This is a genomic window from Streptomyces sp. NPDC056161 (assembly GCF_042268025.1).
Lineage (GTDB): Bacteria > Actinomycetota > Actinomycetes > Streptomycetales > Streptomycetaceae > Streptomyces.
The window spans coordinates 160,328-179,097 of sequence record NZ_JBHJUV010000018.1 but is presented as its reverse complement, the minus strand read 5'-3'; the positions used below and the strand labels follow the sequence as shown (position 1 = coordinate 179,097).

The following is an 18,770-nucleotide window of genomic DNA, read 5'->3' as shown; positions in this document are numbered from 1 at the left end:
CAGCCCTTGTGGCTTGCCCGAGCCGTGTGCGGTGATAAGTCGCATGCACGGTTCCGAGGGGGCGGCGGCGCAGCAATGCGCCGTCGCTACCCGACGGGGACGCAGCAATGCGTCCCCGCTACCCGACTGATCATCGGGCTGAATCGGTCGGTCATCGGCACGCTCGTGGAACGAACGACCCGCTACACCACGCTCGTTCACCTCCCACGAGCCGAGGGCTACGGCACCATCCCACCGACCAAGAACGGGCCTGCACTGGGCGTCTACGGCGCCGTGGCCATGAAGGACGCCCTGGCCACCACGATGACCACCCTGCCCGACCAGCTCCGCCGGTCACTGACCTGGGACCACGGCAAGGAGCTGGCCGCTCACGCCCAACTCACGGTCGAGACCGAGCTGCCCGTCTACTTCGCAGACCCACACGCTCCCTGGCAGCGGGCCACGAGCGAAAACACCAACGGGCTGTTGCGCCAGTACTTCCCCAAGGGCACCGACCTATCCCGATGAAGCGCCGACGAACTGTCCGCCATCGCCGCGATCCTCAACTCCCGCCCCCGTAAGACCCTCGTGTGGAAGACACCCGCGGAAGCCCTCGACGATCATCTACGATCAGTGCACGCCGGTTTTGCGACAACCGGTTGAATCCGCTCCCAGACAACCGAGACAGCAGAGCAACAGACTCCATGAGTGCACTGTGCTTGACAGATCTCCACCACCCAGCGACTTTTCACAACATGGAAGCCGCGCTTTTCTGGGTTGCGGTTGACGACTTCAACGTCGACTCCGAGGAGGGCGCCGTGCTCGACGACGGCGTTCTTGGAGCAGGTGTCGACGCAGCTTTTCGCGATGGTCGGGTGGGTCTCTTTCGCCTGGTCAAGGTGGCGTATTCCGATGGCGTTCTCGGAGAGGTCGGCGCCAGCGACTGTCACGGCGGCGTCATCGTCGCGGGGTGATGAAGGTGTCGTTCACGACGTATCCGTCCAGCCCGTGGAGCTCGCCGTAGGCCATCAGGTCGCTGGTGCGGTTGATGAACCCGCGCCCCGAGTAGTTGAGCGAGGTGTTGCAGAGGACGGTGAACCCGGTCAATTCACCGAAGGAAGTCAGCAGTTCGGCCATTCCCGGGTTCGCCGTCGGGTCGACGGTCTGAGTGCGGGCCGTTCCGTCGACGTGCGTCACCGCCCGCAGTTCGCCGGACTCGACCTGGCTGAAGTACAGCATGTAGGGATCGGGGACCCCGCCGCCGAACCAGCGGCCCGCGTCCTGCTCCAGACAGATCGGGGCGATGGGGCGGTAGCCCTCGCGCTGCTTGATCTTGTTGAGCCTGCCCATCGTCTCCTCGGTGAAGGGAGCGGCGAGGATCGATCGGTTCCCGAGCGCGCGGGGGCCGATCTCCCAGCGGCCCCGCGCCCAGCCGATGATGTTTCCGTCGCGGAGGTAGCGGGCGACCTCGCCGTGGTGCAGTGGCCGGATCTCGTACCGCTGGGGGTCAAAGGGCAGGTCCTCGACGAATTCGCCGCCCGCGTAGACGTCCCAGTCCAGGCCGGCCGACCCGGTGTAGAAGTGCTGGGCGTCGATGGCGGTCCCGATCGCGGAGCCGCTGTCGTTGGGGCATGGCGGGACGAAGACCGCGGGGAAGAGGCCGCACTCGCGCCAACGGCGATTCCACTCGCAGTTGAGCCCGCAGCCGCCGGAGATGAGCAGCGGGAGGCCCTCCGTCAAATGCTCCCGGGCGTATGCATGGAACCGGTCGAAGATGGCGTCCGACAGGCGGGCGGCGAGGTTCTTGTACGCGCCCGTTTCCACGCCGATGTTGTAGTAGGGGGAATCGGTCATCCGGTCCTTCAGGCTGCCGGTGATGACCTCCCTCTGACCGAGTACGAAGTCGATGACTTCCTGCTCCGCCGGGGTGGGCGGCCGGTCCTCGGCGAATCCGGCCAATGCCATCTGCTTGCCCGCGTCCTGGAAGCGGACGAATTCCTCGTGCGCACTGTACTTGGGGTCGGCGAGCGCGAAGCCGTAGGAGTACTTGTTTCCCGGGTAGTTGAGCACCTCCTGGAGATGGGTCACCTTGCCGTGCTCGTCGATGCGGTAGAACGAGCCGATGTTCCCTTCCCACACCAGACTGTAGAAGGGCTGGTCCCGACGGAATGCCGACATTCCGTAGGACGTCATGATATGAGAGCGCTCGTGCGTGGAGGAGAAGACGCGCACGTTCTTCCCGAAGAACCGGCCGGCCTCGTCCGAAATCGCGGATTCACCCACACCGAAGTACCCGGCACGCGAGGGCTGGTCGGTGGCCTGGGTCCCCTTGATCCAGCCGCTCACGGCGACGACGTCCGGCTGTTTGTCCAGCCGGTCCGCCGCTACGGCGAACACCTCGGCGGTCAGCGTGCTGTAGCGGACGAACGAGTCCTTCTCCGCCTCCAGGGAGAAGAGCAGCTTTCCGTCCTCGACGGCCGCGATTGCCCCGTCATGGCCTTCCTTGAGGGAAAGAATCAGCATGATGGTCCGTTTCTCTGCGAATTCTCTGCGAATTTCCGACCTGACAGTGGGATGCCGGGATCAGACGGCGCCTGGATCGGCTGCCGCCGAGAGGACTTTCCGCGCAAGCTGGTGCAACTGTGGGTTGGCGGACAGGGCGCCGGTGCCGTTGTGGGGCGAGGCGCCCAGGAGATCGGTGCAGACACCGCCGGCTTCCGCCACGAGGATCTGTACGGCGGCGATGTCCCAGGGGTTCACGACCGGTTCGGCAGCGATGTCGAGGGTTCCTTCGGCGACCATGCAGTGCTGGAGGAAGTCCCCGAAGGCACGGTCCTCCCAGCACTCTTCGGCCAGGCGCAGGTATGCCGCACGTGAGTGGAATGCGTCCCAGGTGCGTGTGCTGGTGGTGGAGAGGTAGGCGTTGGCGAGACTGGTGTTGCCGGACACCCGCAAGGGCAGGGGGGTGCTGCCGGCCGGGCCGCGTCGCAGCCAGGCGCCCCGTTCGGCCGCCGCCCACCAACGACTGTGCAGGGCGGGGGCACTGACAACTCCGACGGTGGGCAGGCCGTCCTCCAGCAGGGCGATCAGGGTGGCCCAGACCGGTATCCCGCGCAGGAAGTTCTTGGTGCCGTCGATGGGGTCGACCATCCAGGTGCGCCCGGCTGCGACGGAGCCGCCGGTCTCCTCCCCGGCGAAGGCGTCGTCGGGGCGGGCGGATTTCAGTGCCTCGCGTACGGCCGTCTCGACTGCGGTGTCCGCGTCGGTCACGGGTGTACGGTCCGGCTTCTCCCGGATCCTCAGGTCGAGGGCCTGGAAGCGACGGCTGGTGATGCTGTCGGCGATGTCGCCGAGTTGCAGGGCCAGTTCGAGATCGGCCTGTCGTGACATGGGGCGCCTCACTGCACACCTCGTGGGTTTCGGGGGCTCGGCCCGTGGCGCCACGGGCCGCCGGACTACTTCGTGTGCAGTTCGAGCATGTGGTACTCCATGACCCGTACCTCCTCGATCCGGCGCACGCGGCGCAGCAGTTCGACCCGCATGCCGGCTTCCTCCGCGATGGCGTCGAGCCGTTCGCTGTCCCCGAGGTCGGCCGTGCCCAGCAGCAGCCTGCCACCGTCGGCCAGGTGTTCATGGGCGCCGGCGATGTACCGGGCCTGGCCCTGGTAGCCCGGGTCGAAGACGGCGGAGTGCAGATCGGTGGAGAGCGAGAAGTCGTCCTCCACATAGGTCCAGGGCACGTTCCAGAAAATGGTGTCGAAGCGGTCCGTGGGTTCGAGCGCCGTGTACATGTCGCTGTGGAGGACGCGCACCCGGTCGCTCACACTGTGCCGTTCGGCGTTGGCGGCCGTGTTGGCCACTGCCTTGTCGTTGATGTCCAGCGCGGTGACGGATGTGCAGCCGTTGAGGGCGGCGGTCACGGAGATGACACCCGTGCCGCAGCCGACCTCCAGGAACGAGCCGCCCACGGGATAGGGCACCATCGAGGCCATCACCTCGGTGGCGGCGCTCAGGGTGCTGGGGAAGACGCCTCGGTGCAGGCTCCATTCCCGCCCCAGCAGGGTGAAGGAGTCCGGTAGATCGTCACCCACGAGGGCGTGCTGGAGGACCTGGGCCACGGCCTCGGGGGACTCCTTGACAGTCATCGTCTCTGCCTCTCCGGGGGTGTGGGTCATGGGGTCGGGCCGGACGCGTACCGCACGAGCGCTCCGCGGTGACGGCCGATCTTGCGGAAGGCTTCGGCGTACTGGTCGATGAGCGTCTTGTCCTCGGGCCAGTTGGTGAAGGTGGGCAGGGACAGCGCGTGCTGCTCGACGTGTTCCGCGTGCGAGCCGCTCTCCGGGGCAATGCCCTTTTTCGACGTGCCGGGGAAGAGGGGGTTCTCCTGGCGGGCGTAGAGCGGCAGGGTCGACAGCCGTGGGCCGGAGGGGGCGCCCACCTCCATGCCTTCGGCGCGCAGCGCCTTGATGAGGACGGCGCGGGGGACACCACCCAGTGCCTCGGGCCGGTAAAGCGGTTTGTAGCCGTACCAGGCGCCCATGTCGACGTGGTCGGCCACGTGCACCGGCTCCAGATAGGCCACGTCGCCGAGTTGCCCGCCGAGGTGGCGCAGACAGCGGTGCCGGGCTTCCTTGCGTGCCGGGAACGCCGCGAGCGCGTGCCGGGCGACGATGGCGTTGAACGGCGACATGCGCAGCTTCAGCCCGAAGCCGGTGACCCAGTGCGCCCGCAGGTCCTCGTCGAGGACGGCGTCCCGGGAGCGGTCCCGGTAGTGCCCGAGGAGAGTGGCGCGGTCGTGCACCTGGGGGTCGCTCGTGACGAGGATGCCGCCCTCGCCCGCGTAGACGGCCTTGTTGGCCTGGAGGGAGAAGACCGCGGCGTCGCCGAAGGTGCCGACGGGCCTGCCCTTGTAGCGGCTGCCGTGGGCGTGTGAGCAGTCCTCCAGAACGCGCAGCCCGTGTCGCTCGGCGATGCGCAGGATCGCGTCCATGTCGCAAGGGTGGCCCCACTGGTGGACGACTGTGATGACCTTGGTGTGTTCGGTGAGCGCGGCCTGAAGTGCTTTCGGGTCCAGACCGCGGGTGTCGGGGTCGATGTCGGCCAGGACCACGTCACCGCGGAGCGCGAAGACGGGGCTCAGCGCCGCATGGTAGGTGAGTGCCGGTCCCACGACGTCCACGCCTTCGCGCACACCGAGTGCGAAGTAGGCGGCGAAAAGGGCGCTGGTACCGGAGTTGAAGGTGACCGCGAAGCGCGCTCCGCCGTTCAGGAAGGCGAGGAAGTCTGCCTCAAGTCGGCCGATGGGACCGCTGTTGCCCTTGATGGAGATGTCGGTGTTCCGCTGTTCGGCCAGTTCCGACAGCTCGGCCTCGTCGGCGGGGGGCGGCCAGACTTCGTGCGGCAGCGGCTGTTCGATGACGGGCGTGCCTCCAAGGAGGGCGAGTTGTTCGGCGATGGTCATGTGTCCTTCCTGTGTTCGCGGTGGGACAGGGGACCGGCGCGTCGGGCCCTGTCGGTTCGCGTACGGCGGTGGGGTCAGGCGCACCGGTCGGCGAGCTTGTTCTGCTCGCCCAACCGGTCACGGTAGATCCCGTCGATCGTGCGCACGGCTGCGAGTTGACGCTGGAGGTGGTCCTGGCGGTAGTAGCGGTCGTCCAGGTGTCCCAGATGATGGGCGATCATGGAACGCACGGCGTCGATCTTGGGGCCTGCCCAGGCGCAGTGATCCAACGGCAGCCCTCCGACGGAGTGCAGGGTGGCGACTTGGGGGGCGACGTTCAACGCGCCCTCCGTACCGAGCACGCAGAGGCGTTCGATCTTCTCGTGGTTGTGGCGTGAGATGCGCAGTGAGCCGGCCAGCCCCGTTGAGGGATAGCTGCACATGAGGCTGACGAGGTCCTCCAATCGGCGATCCCGCATCTCCCGGTACTGGTGCACGAAGGCGGAATGCACCCGAGGGGGTTCGGGGAAGAGCCCGCTGAGTACATCGATGAGGTGGTAGCCCATGTCGAGGAGCACACCGCCCATCGCCTGCTCCCTGGAGGCGCGCCAACCCGTGGTCGGGTGAGCCAGGTTCAAGTGGTAGTCGTAGGAGAACCAGTAGGGCTGCCCGATCCGGGCGAGGTTCTTCTGGGCGAAGCGGAAGACGGGGTTGAAGTTCCGTTGCAACAGGGTGAAGACGCTGCGGTCGGCCCGTTGCGCCAGATGTATCAGTTGCCGGGCTTCCTCCTCGGTGACGGCGAACGGCTTCTCCTTGATGACGTGCCTGCCATGTGCCAGGAGTTCCGTACAGACCGGAAAGTGCTCACTGTGCGGCACGGTGACCACAGCGGCGTCGAATTCGACCTTTTCGAGTGCCTCGTCGAGGACGCCGTAATGAGGGAAGCCCCATTCGTCGGCGAGTGCTGAGGCCGCCGGGGCGGGGTCGACGCCGCCGACGACATCTGCGTTCTCCCGCACGATCGAAAGGTACTCCTTTCCTTGATGTCCAGCAAATCCGACCACCAGTACTCGCGGTCGCAGACCCACGTTCTTCAACCTGTCACTGGACATGCGGAATATCCCCCTCGAAGAAGATCTGAGGATGACGCGGGCAGCCAGGAAAGGATCGTGAAGATCCTGATCGGACTCTTGGTCGCAGGAGGTTCAGGGGATTCTTCGGCTCTTCCCAGAAGCATCGGCGAGCCAGGCGTGTGCTGCGGTCACCACGTCTTTGATGAAGTTGCTTCCGCTGCCCTGCGCGTTCTCGTCGAGCAGCGAGACTTCCTCGGCCGTGATCCAGGCGAACTCGGTGTGCTTGTCCCGTTCGAGTTCGGGCGAGGAGAGGTCCCCGTCCACCTCGACGACGTAGTCCGACTCGACGTGCCGCAGTCCGTCCGCCGTCCACTCCTCGTGTGCCACCCGGGCCAGAACGCGGCGCAGCCGCCAGCCGGTCTCCTCCGCGATCTCCCTGTCCAGCGCGTCCAAGAGCGACTCCCCTTCCTCCACCGCTCCGCCGACGACGTCCCAGCACCCGGGGAAGAGGCGTCGGTCGGCCGAGCGGCGCTGGACGAAGATCCGGTCGTACGGGTCGCGGATCAGCGCGCCCACCACACTCCGGGGTTCGTTCGCCTCGGTCACGTCAGCCTTTCACAGGGCTCGGGGATCGCATGGTCGGAGAATCCGCGGCAGCGGCCGGCGAGGGCTGCTGGAGGAAATGAGTGAGGAATGCTGTCCCAGCTGCACCTGCATCCACACGCCTTCTCTCGCGGAACAAGCTGACCATTCTTCCCTCGTTTCACCTGCACGTAAAAGATTTCACGTGCGCCATGCTTCGGGTAAAATAGAAAAGGAGTCGAACGGTTCGAAGAAAAATTCAAGCAGCCCGACTCGTTGTCGAATCGTGCTTGATGCCGGGCCTGATTTTCCGTCCTGAATAATACCTGGAACCCTATGCTGCGCATGGGTTCACACAAGGCTTCGGACGCCTCAACTTCTCCTTGACACGGCACCAAGTCATATGCTGAGACCGTGACACGGTACGTGCTGCATATCCAGTCTGGCGTAGGCGCCCCGGCGGTCTGCACCGAACTGCAGGCCGCTGTCGTCTCGGTCTGCCCGCTCGGTGGGTGAGGGGTTTCTTCGGCGCACTTCGCCTGAGGGATCGTTCCTTTTTGCCACCGCCGGCCGTTTCGCGGTGGAATATGTTGGCCGGATTTGCCACTCGCCGAGGTCCGGTGGCACAGAGCTCTTTCAGAGTGACCACCGATCGGGCGACGGGTCGGCGGGCCGCAACGCACAAGGCTCCCGTGCCGTTGAGGGAGGTGTTCGAGTCTCAACCCACCGGCACAGGAGTCCTGTTGGTCCCCCGTCCTGCCGTACTCGACCTCACACATGGCGTGGTCGAGTAGTTGTCCATGCTCATCGTCACCCGTGGGGGTGACCGTCGCTGCAAGCTTCCGCCGCACCGGCGTGCCCTGGTCGCGCTGGTGTATCTGGCCGACTGCGCCTACATCGGGGCGGGTTCGTGGGGGGACTCCACGCCGGCACCCGCCCAACGGGACCTGGCGCCGACGCAGCGAACCGTCAACCGGCGCTGTCCCGGGCCCGGGCCGCAGTGGCGCGTGGCCCCGCCCTCCTCAAGTGGTGGCGGATCTCCCGCAAGGCGCGATGCAGCCCGAATCGAATGACGTCAATCGTGAAGACCGTACTCACCCTGGAGCGGCAACGCTGAAAGAGTTCACTGCCTGTCGGTCACGAACTCTGGCCCGCCTGCCGGCGGGGGCCCGTGGTGTGACCACCGGCCCCCGGGCGGGCGGGTGCTTCGTTCACAGGCGGCGGGCGACCAGGAAGACGTAGCCGATCTGTGGGAGCGCACCGAACCGGGGAAGGGAGCGCGTGGAGTTGAAGAACTCGTAGTGGGGGTCGTCGGCGGAGGGTGCGACATCGGCGAAGGCATCGGCGAACGCCTGGTAGGTGCGGCGGACGTGCTCTCCGATGTCGTTGAACTCCACCACCTCCAGACCGGCGCGGTCCACGGCGGTGCGGAGCTCCGCAGGTTCGGGAAACCCGGGCGACCCGAATGCCCGGCACGTCTGGCGGACTGTCTCCGCGGCGTCCCCGCTCACCGGCGAGCGGAGCAGAACATCGGTGATGACAAGCGGGCTGCCGGGTCGCAGGGTCCGGGCGATCTCAGTGAGGGCGGTGGTCCGGTCGGGGATGTGCATCATGGACTCGATCGCCCAGGCACCGTCGAAGGACGCGGCCTCGAAGGGCAGTGCGCAGGCGTCCGCGTATCGGAAGTCCACCCGGTCGGCGAGGGCGGCGGCGTCCGCCCGGCTCCGGGCGAGGTCGATGTCCTCGTTGCTGACCGAGATTCCCGACACACGGGCGCCGGTAGCACGAGCAATGCGCAGGGCGGGCCGTCCGGTTCCGCAGCCGACGTCCAGCAGGCGCCGGCCGGGTGTGACGGCCAGCCGTGCCGCCACGTGGTCGGTGAGCAGGTCAGTGGCTTGGTTGAGGGAGCGGTCGTCCGTGGCGCTGTCCCAGTAGCCGACGTGGATGTTCCCGTCGACGGCTGTGCCGTCCGCGGTCTCGGTCTGCTCGTCATGGAGTCGGTCGGCGTCCGGTGACGACGGGACGGCGTGGTATCCGGACGGGTCGTTGGTCATCGATGTCTCCCGAGCATGAGGGTGTGTCAGCTGGTGAGAAGGCCGATCTGCCGCATGACTGCCGAAGCCGAGGACTCGGCGCGCTGTTCTTCGCCGTGGCCCTGTGCGGCATCGCGACACGAGTCGACGGCCGCTTCGTCATCGCCTGCCTGGTGGTGGTCCTCGCGCTGTCGAGCCTGGGCCACGACGGAAATCCCCTGGGAGTGCGGCGTTCGATGTCGGATTCGCCGTCATTCTGCAGAATCTACTTGTGGTTCCACCACCCCGGAAGACGGCCTCACAGCCATCACCGAAACGTTCTGGCGGACCTTCGGCCCCAGTGGCGGTCCCACGGCCCCGGCGAGGGGCAACATCCCGGTGTGTTCTTCGGCACGCGCGATGATCGCTTCCGGTCCCAGCATGCGGTTGGCCAGGACGATCGCGTCGACCAGCGGCTTGCATGGTGTCGTAGCGGTGGAGCGCGGTCACCGGGTCGTGTTGCCGGGCCAGGCACCAGGCCGGCACGCGGGCGTCGACGATGGACTGGTGCCAGGCAGTGGCGGTGGGCCGGCGGTTGCACAAGCGTCTGATTGCCGTTCAGATCAGGCGAGGCGGAGTTCCCCTGGGCGCGAGGCTTGTTGGGTGGCCAGGGTGGACTGGCGCCTGTCTGCTCGCCGTGGCCAGCGGCTCCGGCCACCTCTTGGCCCAGGTCGGCAGCCGCCGGTAGTCCGTCAGGCTCGCCCGGTCCGCATCCTCCCGACTCTCTGGTTCGGTTCCGGCTCGACGGCAGTGGCGGTGCGGGGGGCCTGTGGGGATCGACACCGAGCAAAATCACGGGGACTGTGTTCCTCACCGTCGGACGACAGGGCGGCCACGGCCGACCCGCCGACTTCCGGAACCAACGGGCCGGGACACACCTTTGCCGGCGGTTCAGCCGATGGGCTCCAGCATCGGTTGCACGTCGTAGGCGACGCGGATGGTGCCACCGGTGGCGGGGTCGCCCAGTTCCACGCGCCATGCCTCGGCGAACTGGTCTACATCCGGGGCCATGGGGATCGTCCCGGAGATGAGGACGGTGCCGGGCGTGAGGGCGTTGCGGGAGCGCAGGACGTCGACCCAGTAGGCCGGGGTGAGGAGATCGGCGAGAGTGCCGTGCTGGATCTCGGTCTCCTTGCCGTCGTGGGTGACCCAGGCGCGCAGGGTGAGTGTGTCGATGCGCGACTCGACGTCGGCCAGGAGCCAGGCGCGCCGGGCGAGGACGTCCGGGCCGGCGTTCTTGCTCCAGGCCACGCCCTGCACTTCGAGGTCGCGGTCGGTGTGGTCGCAGGCGGCCGTGAGCAGCAGTTCCCCGCCGTCCGCCACGATCAACGCCCACTCCGCCTCGCCCGAGGTGCGCGCGTGCTGGACCGCTACGTGCTCGGTCTGCTGGGCAAGGTAGGGGGAGACGGGGTAGAGGGCCGGCGTCACGGACCGGGCGGGTACGCCGAGTTCGGCGAGTTCGGCGACGTGCGCGGCGACGTCGTCCTGGCTGCGCCCGGCGTACCCGGCGTTGAGGATCTGTACGACGTCGACCTCATGCGTTGATCCGTCGGGCAGGGCGTCGTACGACAAGATCCACCTCTACGACGCCTTCGGCTACCGCGAGTCCGAAACCGTCGCCGCGGGATCGCGGATCGTCACCGTCGACGTGGACGGCGTACGGCTGGGCCTCGCGACCTGCTATGACGTCCGCTTCCCGGAACTGTTCCGAGCCCACGCCGACGCCGGAGCGGCGGCGACGCTGCTGGCGGCGTCCTGTGGCGCCGGGCCCGGCAAGCTCGACCAGTGGGAGTTGCTGGTGCGCGCCCGGGCCCTGGACGCAACCGTCTGGGTCACTGCCGTCGGCCAGCCCGACTCCGGCGCCCCGGCGGGCCCGGTGCCGACCGGCATCGGGCACAGCCGGATCGTCGGCCCCGACGGGACTGTGCGTCACCGTCTGGGGGCCGGGCCGGATCTGCTGGTCGCCGAACTGGACACCGACGAGGTCGCCGCGGTCCGCGAGAACGTGTCCGTACTGGCCAACCGGCGGTCGGAGCTGTGGCGATGAGCAAGGGCGAGCGGGAGTTCCACATCCCCAGCGCGCTGTGGACTGCACCCCCGGGGGCTGTCCCGGGTGTCGAGGAACGCGTCCTGGCCGAGGATGCCGAAAGCGGATGCCGCACCGCACTCGTCCGTTGGGCGCCGGGCACCGACACCTCGGCGCAGGGGGTCGCACGCCACGGCAGCCGGGAAGAGGTCTACCTCCTTGAGGGCACGCTCCACGACCTGACGCTGGGGAAGACCTTCACCGCAGGCATGTACACCTGCCGCCCACCCGACATGCCGCATGGCCCGTGGACCTCGGACGAAGGTGTCGCCATGCTCCTGTTCACCTACCCCGAGACCGGCTAACCCGCGAGCAGCACCTTGAGCGTCGACTCCAGATGGTTGTCGATCGCGACGCAGGCGGCCTCGACGTCGCCGGAAACGACAGCGTCGAGGATGGCCCGGTGCTCCTCCAGTACCGCCTCCTGCCGTCCCTGGCGGTTGAACAGCGCCGTCACACCGGCCCTGACCTGGCGGCTGCGCAGCCCGTCGTAATGCCGGTCCAGGAGCGCGTTGCCGACGGTCGATACCAGCATCGAGTGGAAGAGGTGATCCACGGCGATGAACTCCCTGGCCTGGCCGGGGCCGGTGAGCTTACTCTGCCGCTCCAGCAGGGACCGCAGCTCCTGTACCGGGGTGCGATCGGCCGCGATCAGCTGTGACGCGGCGTACCGCTCCACGATCCCGCGCAGCTCCATCAATTCACTGATCTGCCGCCCCGTCAGCGGCGCCACCCGGGCACCCCGCTTGGGCACGAGCTCGACCAGGTCCTCGGCGGCGAGCAGCAACAGGGCCTCCCGGATCGGCGTGCGGGAGACGCCGATCCGGTCGGCGATCTCCTGCTCGTTCAGAAACGCCCCTTGCATCTCGGGGTCCGTCAAAACCGTGTCCTTGAGATACGCGTATGCCTTCTCCCGACCGGACACCACCGCAACCCCCTAAGATCGCATACACTTTGTATACAGAAGGTAGCGCGCAGATCCATGGAATTGCCCCTCGCGCTGCTCGGCTTCACTGGCCCGTACCCGGGGAGGGTTCAGGGACCTATCCCCGGACGCCGCCCTGCCCCAGGGTCCGCGGCGGACCGCCACCGCGGGCCTGAGATGATCAGTAAGGGAAGCTTTGCACATCACCGCCCGGCTCGCCGGGGCCGCCATCCGGGTCCGGGGCCACGGCCCCGAACCCCTTCGCCGACCACGTTCATGAGGCCGGTGAGGGGTTCGACTGGCCCGACTTCCGTGATCTGATCACCCGCGCCCGCATTCAACTGGCTCTGAACGCATGGGCCCGCCGGGTCATGCCTCAAGTCATGAAACACAGGTCATAAGATACGCAGCATGAGACACGCGACGGGTCCGGTGCCGTAGTCGACGACGGACCCTCGTCTGCAAGGGGCGCCCCTCGGCCCCGGATAACGCCTCAGGGCCCCGGCGCCGCCCGCCCGGGACGGCGATCACCAGCTTCCCGCAAGCAACTCCCGTAGCGTTCCAAAACTGCTTCACCGCTGCCGACCTCGGGTGATGCACCGGGTCAGCGGTCGGGCATGATCAGTCCCCGTGCTCTACGGATGATCTACCTGCTCGCCACACGGATCTTCGCCTGGCTCGCTCTGCTGTCTCGCTCCTCCTCGGCGAAGAACGCCGAGATTCTCATCCCGCGGCACGAGGTCGTGGTGCTGCGCCGGCAGGTCTCCGCGCCCAAGCCCGGCTGACCGGACCGGGCACTGCTCGCCACGCTCGCCCGACTGCTGCCCCAAGCCCTGCGCGGGCACCGGATCGTCTCCCCGAGCACCCTGCTGTTCTGACACCAGCGCCTGGTGAAGAAGAAGTGGACGCAGCCGTCCTCCCCGGGACGCCCGGCTCTGCCGGAAGAGGCCCTCGACCTGATCGTCCGGCTCGGCGCCGAGAACTCCCGATGGGGCTTCCGGCGCGTGCACGGTGAACTGCGGCGCCTGGGACACAAGGTCAGCCCCGCCACCGTCCGACAGGTGTCACGTGCTGCCGGGCAGCCGACTTCGCCCACCTCGTCCCCGACCGCGACGCAAAGTCCGCCGCCGCCTTCGACACCGTGCTCGCCAGCGAGAGCATCACCGGGGTCAAGATCCCTCCCCGCAGCCCCAACTGCAACCCGCACGCCGAGCGCTTCACACGCTCGGTACGCGAGGAGCGCACCGACCGGCTCCTGATCTTCGGCCGCGGCCACACCGTGAAGGTCCTCCACGACTACACGCGCCACTTCCACAGTCACCGACCCCACCAGGGCCGGAACCAGCCCGCACCCTACGACAACCCGAACGTCGCCCCCTACCCGCAGCCCGGGATTGAACGCCGGCAAACCACTACTGGACTCATCAACGAGTACCACCGAGCCGGCTGACCATCAGCCAAAGGCCCAGCCCACCAGCCGGTGAAGCCTTTTTGAAGCACCACGGGCTATTTGGATCTGGCTCTGGCCGCAGTTCGAACCCGAAGGGCAAGCTCGGCAACCCCCCGATCTGCCTGACCTTGTACCGCGCGCCACGCCAGCTTCGATGAGTCAGGCCCAGTAGCTTTGGTCTCGCGGACGCGGGCGCGCCAGAGACGGTGGGGCGGCGTGTCCGACTCGACGCCCCGTACCCGAAGGGTGCAGGTCGGCCAGACTGTCAGCACTGCAAAATACCGGCTCACAAAGCTGCAGTCAGGTGGCTGATACCGCAGTTCCCCGATACGCATTCACAAAAAACGGACAAGCCGTGACGATGGAAACACGTAATGTCTCACGTGACCGTCGGCGCAGAGAAACAGGTGGATAACCATGTCACCGCAGACGACACGGACTCATTTCGACGGGGTGCTCGTCACAATCCGCTCCGATAAATCGTACTTCGAGGTCACTGAGGCCATCGAGTCGAAGTTGCAGCGCTTCTCGATCACCAGACAGATGGAATACATGACACACAAAAACCGCGAGGGGTTCGAGGCCTACGTCACAAGGATTACGGAGCCAAGCAACTACACCATCTTTTTCGATTTTGAGCAGGGGTCAGCGATGAGACTGGCCGGAATCCCGATCGAGTCCAAGTTCTACCTCGTCGGCAATCCCGTCATTGCCCGAGGCTTGTTCCAGTACACCGGTGCGGCCGGCCTAGGGGCGCCGGTGCGTATCTCCGTTTCCCAGCGCGACGGTGAGCAAACACGTATCGACGTGGACCAGCCCTCCGCCTTCTTCAGTCAATTCCATGAAATGCAGGGATCAGATGTTCCCGGGCGGCTGGACCACGAGCTGGTCGGGATCTTCGAAGCCGTCGCCTAACCTGATCACCTCGAATCGCAGGAAACGGCCCGTGGCGGCCTCGCCCGCCCGACCTGCGGGCGCCCCGCACCCAAAAGGTACGCGTACGCGGAGGCGATCCGCACGGCCGCGCCGGAACGTCGCGAATCGCGCATCATGCGACTACGCCGAAGCCCTGCCCGCTTACCGGGTAGTGCCAGTTCGGCGAGGCACGACGAACCCAGGCCGGCCTCGCGCTTTCACGAGGCTAAACACCCGCGGTTCGAGCTGCACTTCACCCCCACTGGCTCGTCCTGGATCAACCCGGTCGAGCGGCGGTTCGGCTACCTCGCCCACCAGATGATCCGTCGCGGAGCGCACAAGAACATCCAGACCCTGGAAGCCGATATCCACGCATGGGTCAAGAACTGGAACGAAGACTCCAAGCCGTTCATCTGGACCAAGACAGCCCAGGAGATTCTCGACTCCCTCGCCCGCTTCTGCCGACGGATCTCCGGCGCAGGACACTAGCCTCGATGCGGTTATGAATGCACCACTCGCCGGTTCAGCTTCGAGCCCCCTTCGGAATCCGCGACGTCATAGAGGCACCTTACGAAGGCGGGAACTGTTTCACCGGGAGCCGTCGCCGGGGAAAGCGACCTTGATCGTATGGTCGTCGATGTCGAGGTCGAGCTGGATGGAATCGCCACCAGTGACGTGCCAGGCAGCCGAGTCCCGGCCGTCGACGGTGACCGAGACCTCGACGGGGGCGGGGAGCCGGTCAACGGTGAGAGTGGTAGGTGTGCCCCGCCGGGACGGGGCGGCGGCCGTGGTCTCGATGTCGAGGACGCCGTGGACCATGTCGTTGCGGGCTCGCCGGATACCGAGGGCAGGGTAGTCGACACCCCTGAGCCGCGGCTCCGACGCCGAAGCGGACAGGGGTTCGTTGAAGATCCGCCACCACGCCCCCGGAGTGCCGCTCTCGGCCAGCATCAGGATGGCGTTGATCTGCCCGCGCGGCCACGTGGAGTCGTAGCCGAACCAGAATCCGAAACGGTCGTTCTCCTCACCGAAGAACCGGGGCTGGTATTCCCTTTCGACGTAGTCCCGGATGCGGTCCTCGGTGGCGGTGTCCCCCGTCTCGTGTGCCATCCACAGGGCCGTGCTGAGGTGGTTGGGGTCGGCCCGGAGCCTGCTCAGCGGGAGACCGGGGTCAGACCAGCCGAGCCGCCGCATCGCCAACTCGTAGATCCACAAGGAGAACTCGCGGTCCTGCGGATACATGTACAGCAGGCAGGGGAACACCCCGTGGGCCACGGAGGGACCGGGCAGCGAGTGGAGGCGTTGCTCGATCGGGTCGTAGTAGAGGGCGAAGGTGTGCAGCTCTCCGGAGCGGGTCAGGCTCATGTAGTGCTGTCGGAGGTAATCGAACCAACGCGGGACCGGCTCGCTCAGGGTGGTTCCGAGCAGCGCATCGTAGAGTTTGAGCCCGAGTCCGGTGGCGCTGACACAGAACGGCCAGATCTTGGTGTTCTCGCAGTGTGGGCCCTGGGGGCGGCTGCGGAACTGGGCGGAGATGAATTCTGCGATCCGCGCGTGGGTCCAGGTGAACTGGCGGCTCTGGTATCCGGTGATCTCGAACGGCCGGTGCTCGGTGGCCTCCCCGGAGACGTAGCGGCGTATGCCGAGGACCAGGTTCAGCCAGCCCCGGTAGAAGACGTTGCCGTCGGCGCCGCACGGGTCGGGCTGCAGTCCCCACGGTTCGATCCCGTTTCCGGTCCAGCCCGGTATCGGGTAGCGGCCGCGCAGTGGTTCGGGGATGAATGCCTGCCACGCGGGGGGATAGCGATCTGCACCGGGGTCGGGACCAATCAGCGTGCACCAGTCCACTGCGCCCCAGAACGAGGTGTAGCGGCGCACGAGTTCGTCGGCGATGCGGGTGTAGACCTCCCGCCAGGCCGGGGTCGATTCGAGCAGGACCGGGAGGACGTAGGCCATGTTGTGAACGTCGAACCGGGGAAAGGAGCACATGGGCGGCGCCGTGTAGCGGTCCCACCACGGAAGGGGTTCACCCTGGTCGCTCCAGTCATCCGGGGTGGTCGCCTTGTCCCAGATGTAGCGCAGCCAGCCCAGCGCGCGGTCGTTCAGCGCGGGTGTGGGTGTTGCCGCCTCGGGGGTCACGGCGTGGGCGCTCATCACGGCTCCCGCAGGGGTTCCCCGTTGGTCCCCTGTACGACCCACAGCTTGGCCCGTGCCTGCCAGCCGCCGGTCCACTGCGGATCCAGTCGTTGCACGGCCGGCTCGATGATGATCTTCTCGACGCCGTTGGCGGCCGGGTCGTGCGCCACATAGGCGCCCGGGAGGGCCTGCCGGGGAGGATCGGCCCCACCGATGGGCACCACCTTCCGAGCCAGGCCGCGGAACCACATCAAGAGCAGATGATTGCCCTCAACGCGGACGGTTCCGTCGATGCGGTCGCGCATGATGGCGTCGACGGCATCCGGTGAGATCAGGTCATGAAGTGCGTGAGCGCTGCTGCTGAAGCGGACCGCGAAGTCAGGCGCCGCGGCCCGGCCGGCCGAGGTGGCGACGAGACGCCGCTGTCCGTCGAAGTCCCAGTGCCGTGCGGGACCGTCGTCGGCGGAGATCTCCACCGTGAGACTGCGCGTGATCTGGGACCGGAGCGCAGCGCTGCACCGTACCGCCAGCACCAGGCCGTGCCCAAGCCACCAGAGCAGCACACGCAGCCCGGCGACGGCCGGCGCCTCTGATGCTCGCTCCAGTCCGCGCACCCGGCTGGTCGTGCCCATCATGGAGCCTTTTCTTCGCCGGCACCGGACAGGAAACTGTGGATCAGCGCGGCGAACTCCTCGGGCCACTGCCACAGGAAGCCGTGCCCGGAGTCGGGATAGATCCTGACGCGTGCGTGGGGCAGGTGGTCGGCCAGCAGCCAGGTGTTCGGAGTGGGGATCATGATGTCGTTGTCACCGTTGGCGAGCAGCACTGGCTGGATGATGCCGGCCAGCCGGTCCAGCTGGGCCGGGTCGGGGATGCCCCATTCGGTGATGGCGTCCATCTGGGCGTCACGGGCCTGCAGCCCGGCGGGCTTGTCCCGGTCCTCGGTCCGGGAGGCACGCCGCTCCAGGAACTCCCGGCCCTTCTGCTGGCTGGTCGGGGTGACCTCGAAGAACAGGGAGAGCAGATCCTCGGGATGGTTGTCGGCGACGTTGGCGAGGGCCTGGACGTCGTTGATCCAGCCATGCATCAGCACGCCGCTGCGCGGCCCGGTGCCGGCCAGCACGAGCCGACGGACGAGCTGGGGACGGATCAGGGTGAGCTCCTGCGCGACCATCCCGCCGATGGAGAACCCGAACAGGTCGATCCTGGACAGCCCGAGCGCCTCGACGAAGGTGATGGCGTCGCGGGCCATCCCGGTGATGGTGTTCGGCACCGTCCCGGTCGACAGACCGACACCGGCGTTGTCGACCGGGATGACCTCGCGGTGGGCGGCGAGGGAACCGAGCAGCAGCGGATCCCAGTTGTCCAGGTTGCCGCGGAAGTGCTGGAGCATGACCAGCGGCAGCACGTCGTCGGGGGCGGTTCCGAACCGCCGGTAGGCGTACGTGACCCCGTTGGCGCCCTCGGCGAACTGATTCGGGGCGGTCAGCGCGATGTCGCTGTTCGACATGACGATCAACTCTTCGGTTTCGGTCGCTTCTGGGGCTCGGCTCGCGCCGCACGGGCAAGCACGCGGACCAGCCGGGAGGGGCGACCACATACGGGAGCAGGGTGCCTCGCCGCCGCTTCGCCGGCTGACCGGAAGGAGGTGATCGGGTGAGAACCGTCGCGGCCGCGTCGGGCCCGACTGGTGTGCCGAACGGGAGGGGGCTCAGAAGCCTCGCCTCGCACGGGCCGACCACTGCCTCAGGGAGCGGTGATCACCGACATCGCCTCGGACCGGCGCACGGATCTAGCCTACGGCGCCGCACGTCACGTCGCATCTCGTGCCCGAGGGATACCACTCGCATACGCTGACGCGGGACGCGGACCACTGCCAAGCAGGTCACCTGCCTGCCCGACGAGGGCACGCGGGTGGCGAAGGAACCGCCATGGACATCAATTCGTCCACGCACTGATCGGCACGAAGCGGCCAAGATCTACACTGGCGCCCCGGCAACCGTGATCGGCGAGGTTCTCGTCCCTCTGCGCTGGTTCGCGCTGTTCTCCAAGACCGAACGAGTGCGCCCTGAGCAACGTCGAGAGAGCGGGCCGCAGACCGGCCCATTGGAA

General features: G+C 67.2%; 17 protein-coding genes and 4 pseudogenes. 8 read left to right on the top strand and 13 right to left on the bottom strand.

Features of this window, described 5'->3' with window-relative positions:
* Positions 1 to 126: 126 nt before the first annotated feature.
* Positions 127 to 642: pseudogene (locus ACFC09_RS19145) on the top strand (IS30 family transposase); the annotation flags it as partial.
* A 65-nt stretch (positions 643 to 707) separates the two neighbouring features.
* On the opposite strand, the pseudogene ACFC09_RS19140 reads toward ACFC09_RS19145, so the two are convergent.
* The 7 genes and pseudogenes from ACFC09_RS19140 to ACFC09_RS19110 all read right to left on the bottom strand — a co-directional run.
* Positions 708 to 932, bottom strand: a pseudogene (locus ACFC09_RS19140) (IS5/IS1182 family transposase); the annotation flags it as partial.
* Between the two features lie 4 nt (positions 933 to 936).
* Positions 937 to 2,502, bottom strand: coding sequence for a carbamoyltransferase C-terminal domain-containing protein (locus ACFC09_RS19135; protein ID WP_376529569.1), 1,566 nt, complete (start codon positions 2,500 to 2,502; stop codon positions 937 to 939).
* Between the two features lie 60 nt (positions 2,503 to 2,562).
* Positions 2,563 to 3,369: a histidinol-phosphatase gene (hisN, locus tag ACFC09_RS19130; protein ID WP_376529566.1), complete on the bottom strand. Its 807-nt coding sequence runs from the start codon at positions 3,367 to 3,369 to the stop codon at positions 2,563 to 2,565.
* A gap of 65 nt (positions 3,370 to 3,434) precedes the next feature.
* Complete coding sequence (locus ACFC09_RS19125) at positions 3,435 to 4,124, bottom strand: methyltransferase (protein ID WP_376529562.1); 690 nt, start codon at positions 4,122 to 4,124, stop codon at positions 3,435 to 3,437.
* 26 nt (positions 4,125 to 4,150) lie between these two features.
* Positions 4,151 to 5,440, bottom strand: a complete 1,290-nt coding sequence (locus tag ACFC09_RS19120; RefSeq protein ID WP_376529559.1) for a DegT/DnrJ/EryC1/StrS family aminotransferase — start codon at positions 5,438 to 5,440, stop codon at positions 4,151 to 4,153.
* Positions 5,441 to 5,514: 74 nt separating this feature from the next.
* Positions 5,515 to 6,531 (bottom strand): Gfo/Idh/MocA family protein, encoded by a 1,017-nt coding sequence (locus ACFC09_RS19115; RefSeq protein ID WP_376529556.1) that lies wholly within the window; start codon positions 6,529 to 6,531, stop codon positions 5,515 to 5,517.
* Positions 6,532 to 6,624: 93 nt separating this feature from the next.
* Positions 6,625 to 7,098, bottom strand: coding sequence for an NUDIX hydrolase (locus ACFC09_RS19110; RefSeq protein WP_376529554.1), 474 nt, complete (start codon positions 7,096 to 7,098; stop codon positions 6,625 to 6,627).
* A gap of 776 nt (positions 7,099 to 7,874) precedes the next feature.
* Here ACFC09_RS19110 and ACFC09_RS19105 point away from each other — a divergent pair.
* Positions 7,875 to 8,191: pseudogene (locus ACFC09_RS19105) on the top strand (transposase family protein).
* A gap of 94 nt (positions 8,192 to 8,285) precedes the next feature.
* On the opposite strand, the gene ACFC09_RS19100 reads toward ACFC09_RS19105, so the two are convergent.
* Both ACFC09_RS19100 and ACFC09_RS19095 read right to left on the bottom strand, forming a co-directional pair.
* Positions 8,286 to 9,128 (bottom strand): SAM-dependent methyltransferase, encoded by an 843-nt coding sequence (locus ACFC09_RS19100; protein ID WP_376529551.1) that lies wholly within the window; start codon positions 9,126 to 9,128, stop codon positions 8,286 to 8,288.
* 909 nt (positions 9,129 to 10,037) lie between these two features.
* Positions 10,038 to 10,718, bottom strand: coding sequence for a DUF2848 domain-containing protein (locus tag ACFC09_RS19095; protein WP_376529548.1), 681 nt, complete (start codon positions 10,716 to 10,718; stop codon positions 10,038 to 10,040).
* Between ACFC09_RS19095 and ACFC09_RS19090 the strand changes: the two are divergent.
* Positions 10,702 to 11,193 (top strand): annotated as a pseudogene (locus tag ACFC09_RS19090) (nitrilase-related carbon-nitrogen hydrolase); the annotation flags it as partial. The gene ACFC09_RS19095 and the pseudogene ACFC09_RS19090 overlap by 17 nt on opposite strands.
* Complete coding sequence (locus ACFC09_RS19085) at positions 11,190 to 11,537, top strand: cupin domain-containing protein (RefSeq protein WP_376529546.1); 348 nt, start codon at positions 11,190 to 11,192, stop codon at positions 11,535 to 11,537. The pseudogene ACFC09_RS19090 and the gene ACFC09_RS19085, both read left to right, overlap by 4 nt.
* Here the strand turns inward: ACFC09_RS19085 and ACFC09_RS19080 are convergent.
* Positions 11,534 to 12,160 carry a GntR family transcriptional regulator gene (locus ACFC09_RS19080; protein ID WP_376529543.1) on the bottom strand — a complete coding sequence of 209 codons (627 nt, stop codon included), beginning with the start codon at positions 12,158 to 12,160 and terminating at the stop codon, positions 11,534 to 11,536. The genes ACFC09_RS19085 and ACFC09_RS19080 overlap by 4 nt on opposite strands.
* A 614-nt stretch (positions 12,161 to 12,774) precedes the next feature.
* Here ACFC09_RS19080 and ACFC09_RS19075 point away from each other — a divergent pair.
* The 4 genes from ACFC09_RS19075 (at position 12,775) to ACFC09_RS19060 (ending at position 15,011) form a co-directional block, all read left to right on the top strand.
* Positions 12,775 to 12,942, top strand: a complete 168-nt coding sequence (locus tag ACFC09_RS19075; protein WP_376529540.1) for a hypothetical protein — start codon at positions 12,775 to 12,777, stop codon at positions 12,940 to 12,942.
* Positions 12,943 to 13,298: 356 nt separating this feature from the next.
* The gene (locus ACFC09_RS19070) at positions 13,299 to 13,607 is read left to right on the top strand and encodes an integrase core domain-containing protein (protein WP_376529537.1); all 309 of its coding nucleotides are present in this window, start codon (positions 13,299 to 13,301) and stop codon (positions 13,605 to 13,607) included.
* A gap of 417 nt (positions 13,608 to 14,024) precedes the next feature.
* Complete coding sequence (locus ACFC09_RS19065) at positions 14,025 to 14,522, top strand: DUF302 domain-containing protein (protein WP_376529535.1); 498 nt, start codon at positions 14,025 to 14,027, stop codon at positions 14,520 to 14,522.
* A 318-nt stretch (positions 14,523 to 14,840) separates the two neighbouring features.
* Entirely contained in the window at positions 14,841 to 15,011 is a 171-nt protein-coding gene (locus tag ACFC09_RS19060) for a hypothetical protein (RefSeq protein ID WP_376529532.1), read from the top strand.
* 99 nt (positions 15,012 to 15,110) lie between these two features.
* On the opposite strand, the gene ACFC09_RS19055 is transcribed toward ACFC09_RS19060, so the two are convergent.
* From ACFC09_RS19055 to ACFC09_RS19045, 3 genes are read right to left on the bottom strand one after another with little or no spacing between them, the layout of a single operon-like run.
* On the bottom strand, positions 15,111 to 16,676 hold the full coding sequence (locus ACFC09_RS19055; RefSeq protein WP_376529530.1) for a hypothetical protein: 1,566 nt from the start codon (positions 16,674 to 16,676) through the stop codon (positions 15,111 to 15,113).
* Positions 16,676 to 17,293: a hypothetical protein gene (locus ACFC09_RS19050; RefSeq protein ID WP_376529527.1), complete on the bottom strand. Its 618-nt coding sequence runs from the start codon at positions 17,291 to 17,293 to the stop codon at positions 16,676 to 16,678. Before ACFC09_RS19050 ends, ACFC09_RS19055 begins: the two co-directional genes overlap by 1 nt.
* Positions 17,290 to 18,168 carry an alpha/beta fold hydrolase gene (locus ACFC09_RS19045; protein ID WP_376529525.1) on the bottom strand — a complete coding sequence of 293 codons (879 nt, stop codon included), beginning with the start codon at positions 18,166 to 18,168 and terminating at the stop codon, positions 17,290 to 17,292. The genes ACFC09_RS19050 and ACFC09_RS19045 overlap by 4 nt, the downstream gene beginning before the upstream one ends.
* Positions 18,169 to 18,770: the final 602 nt, after the last annotated feature.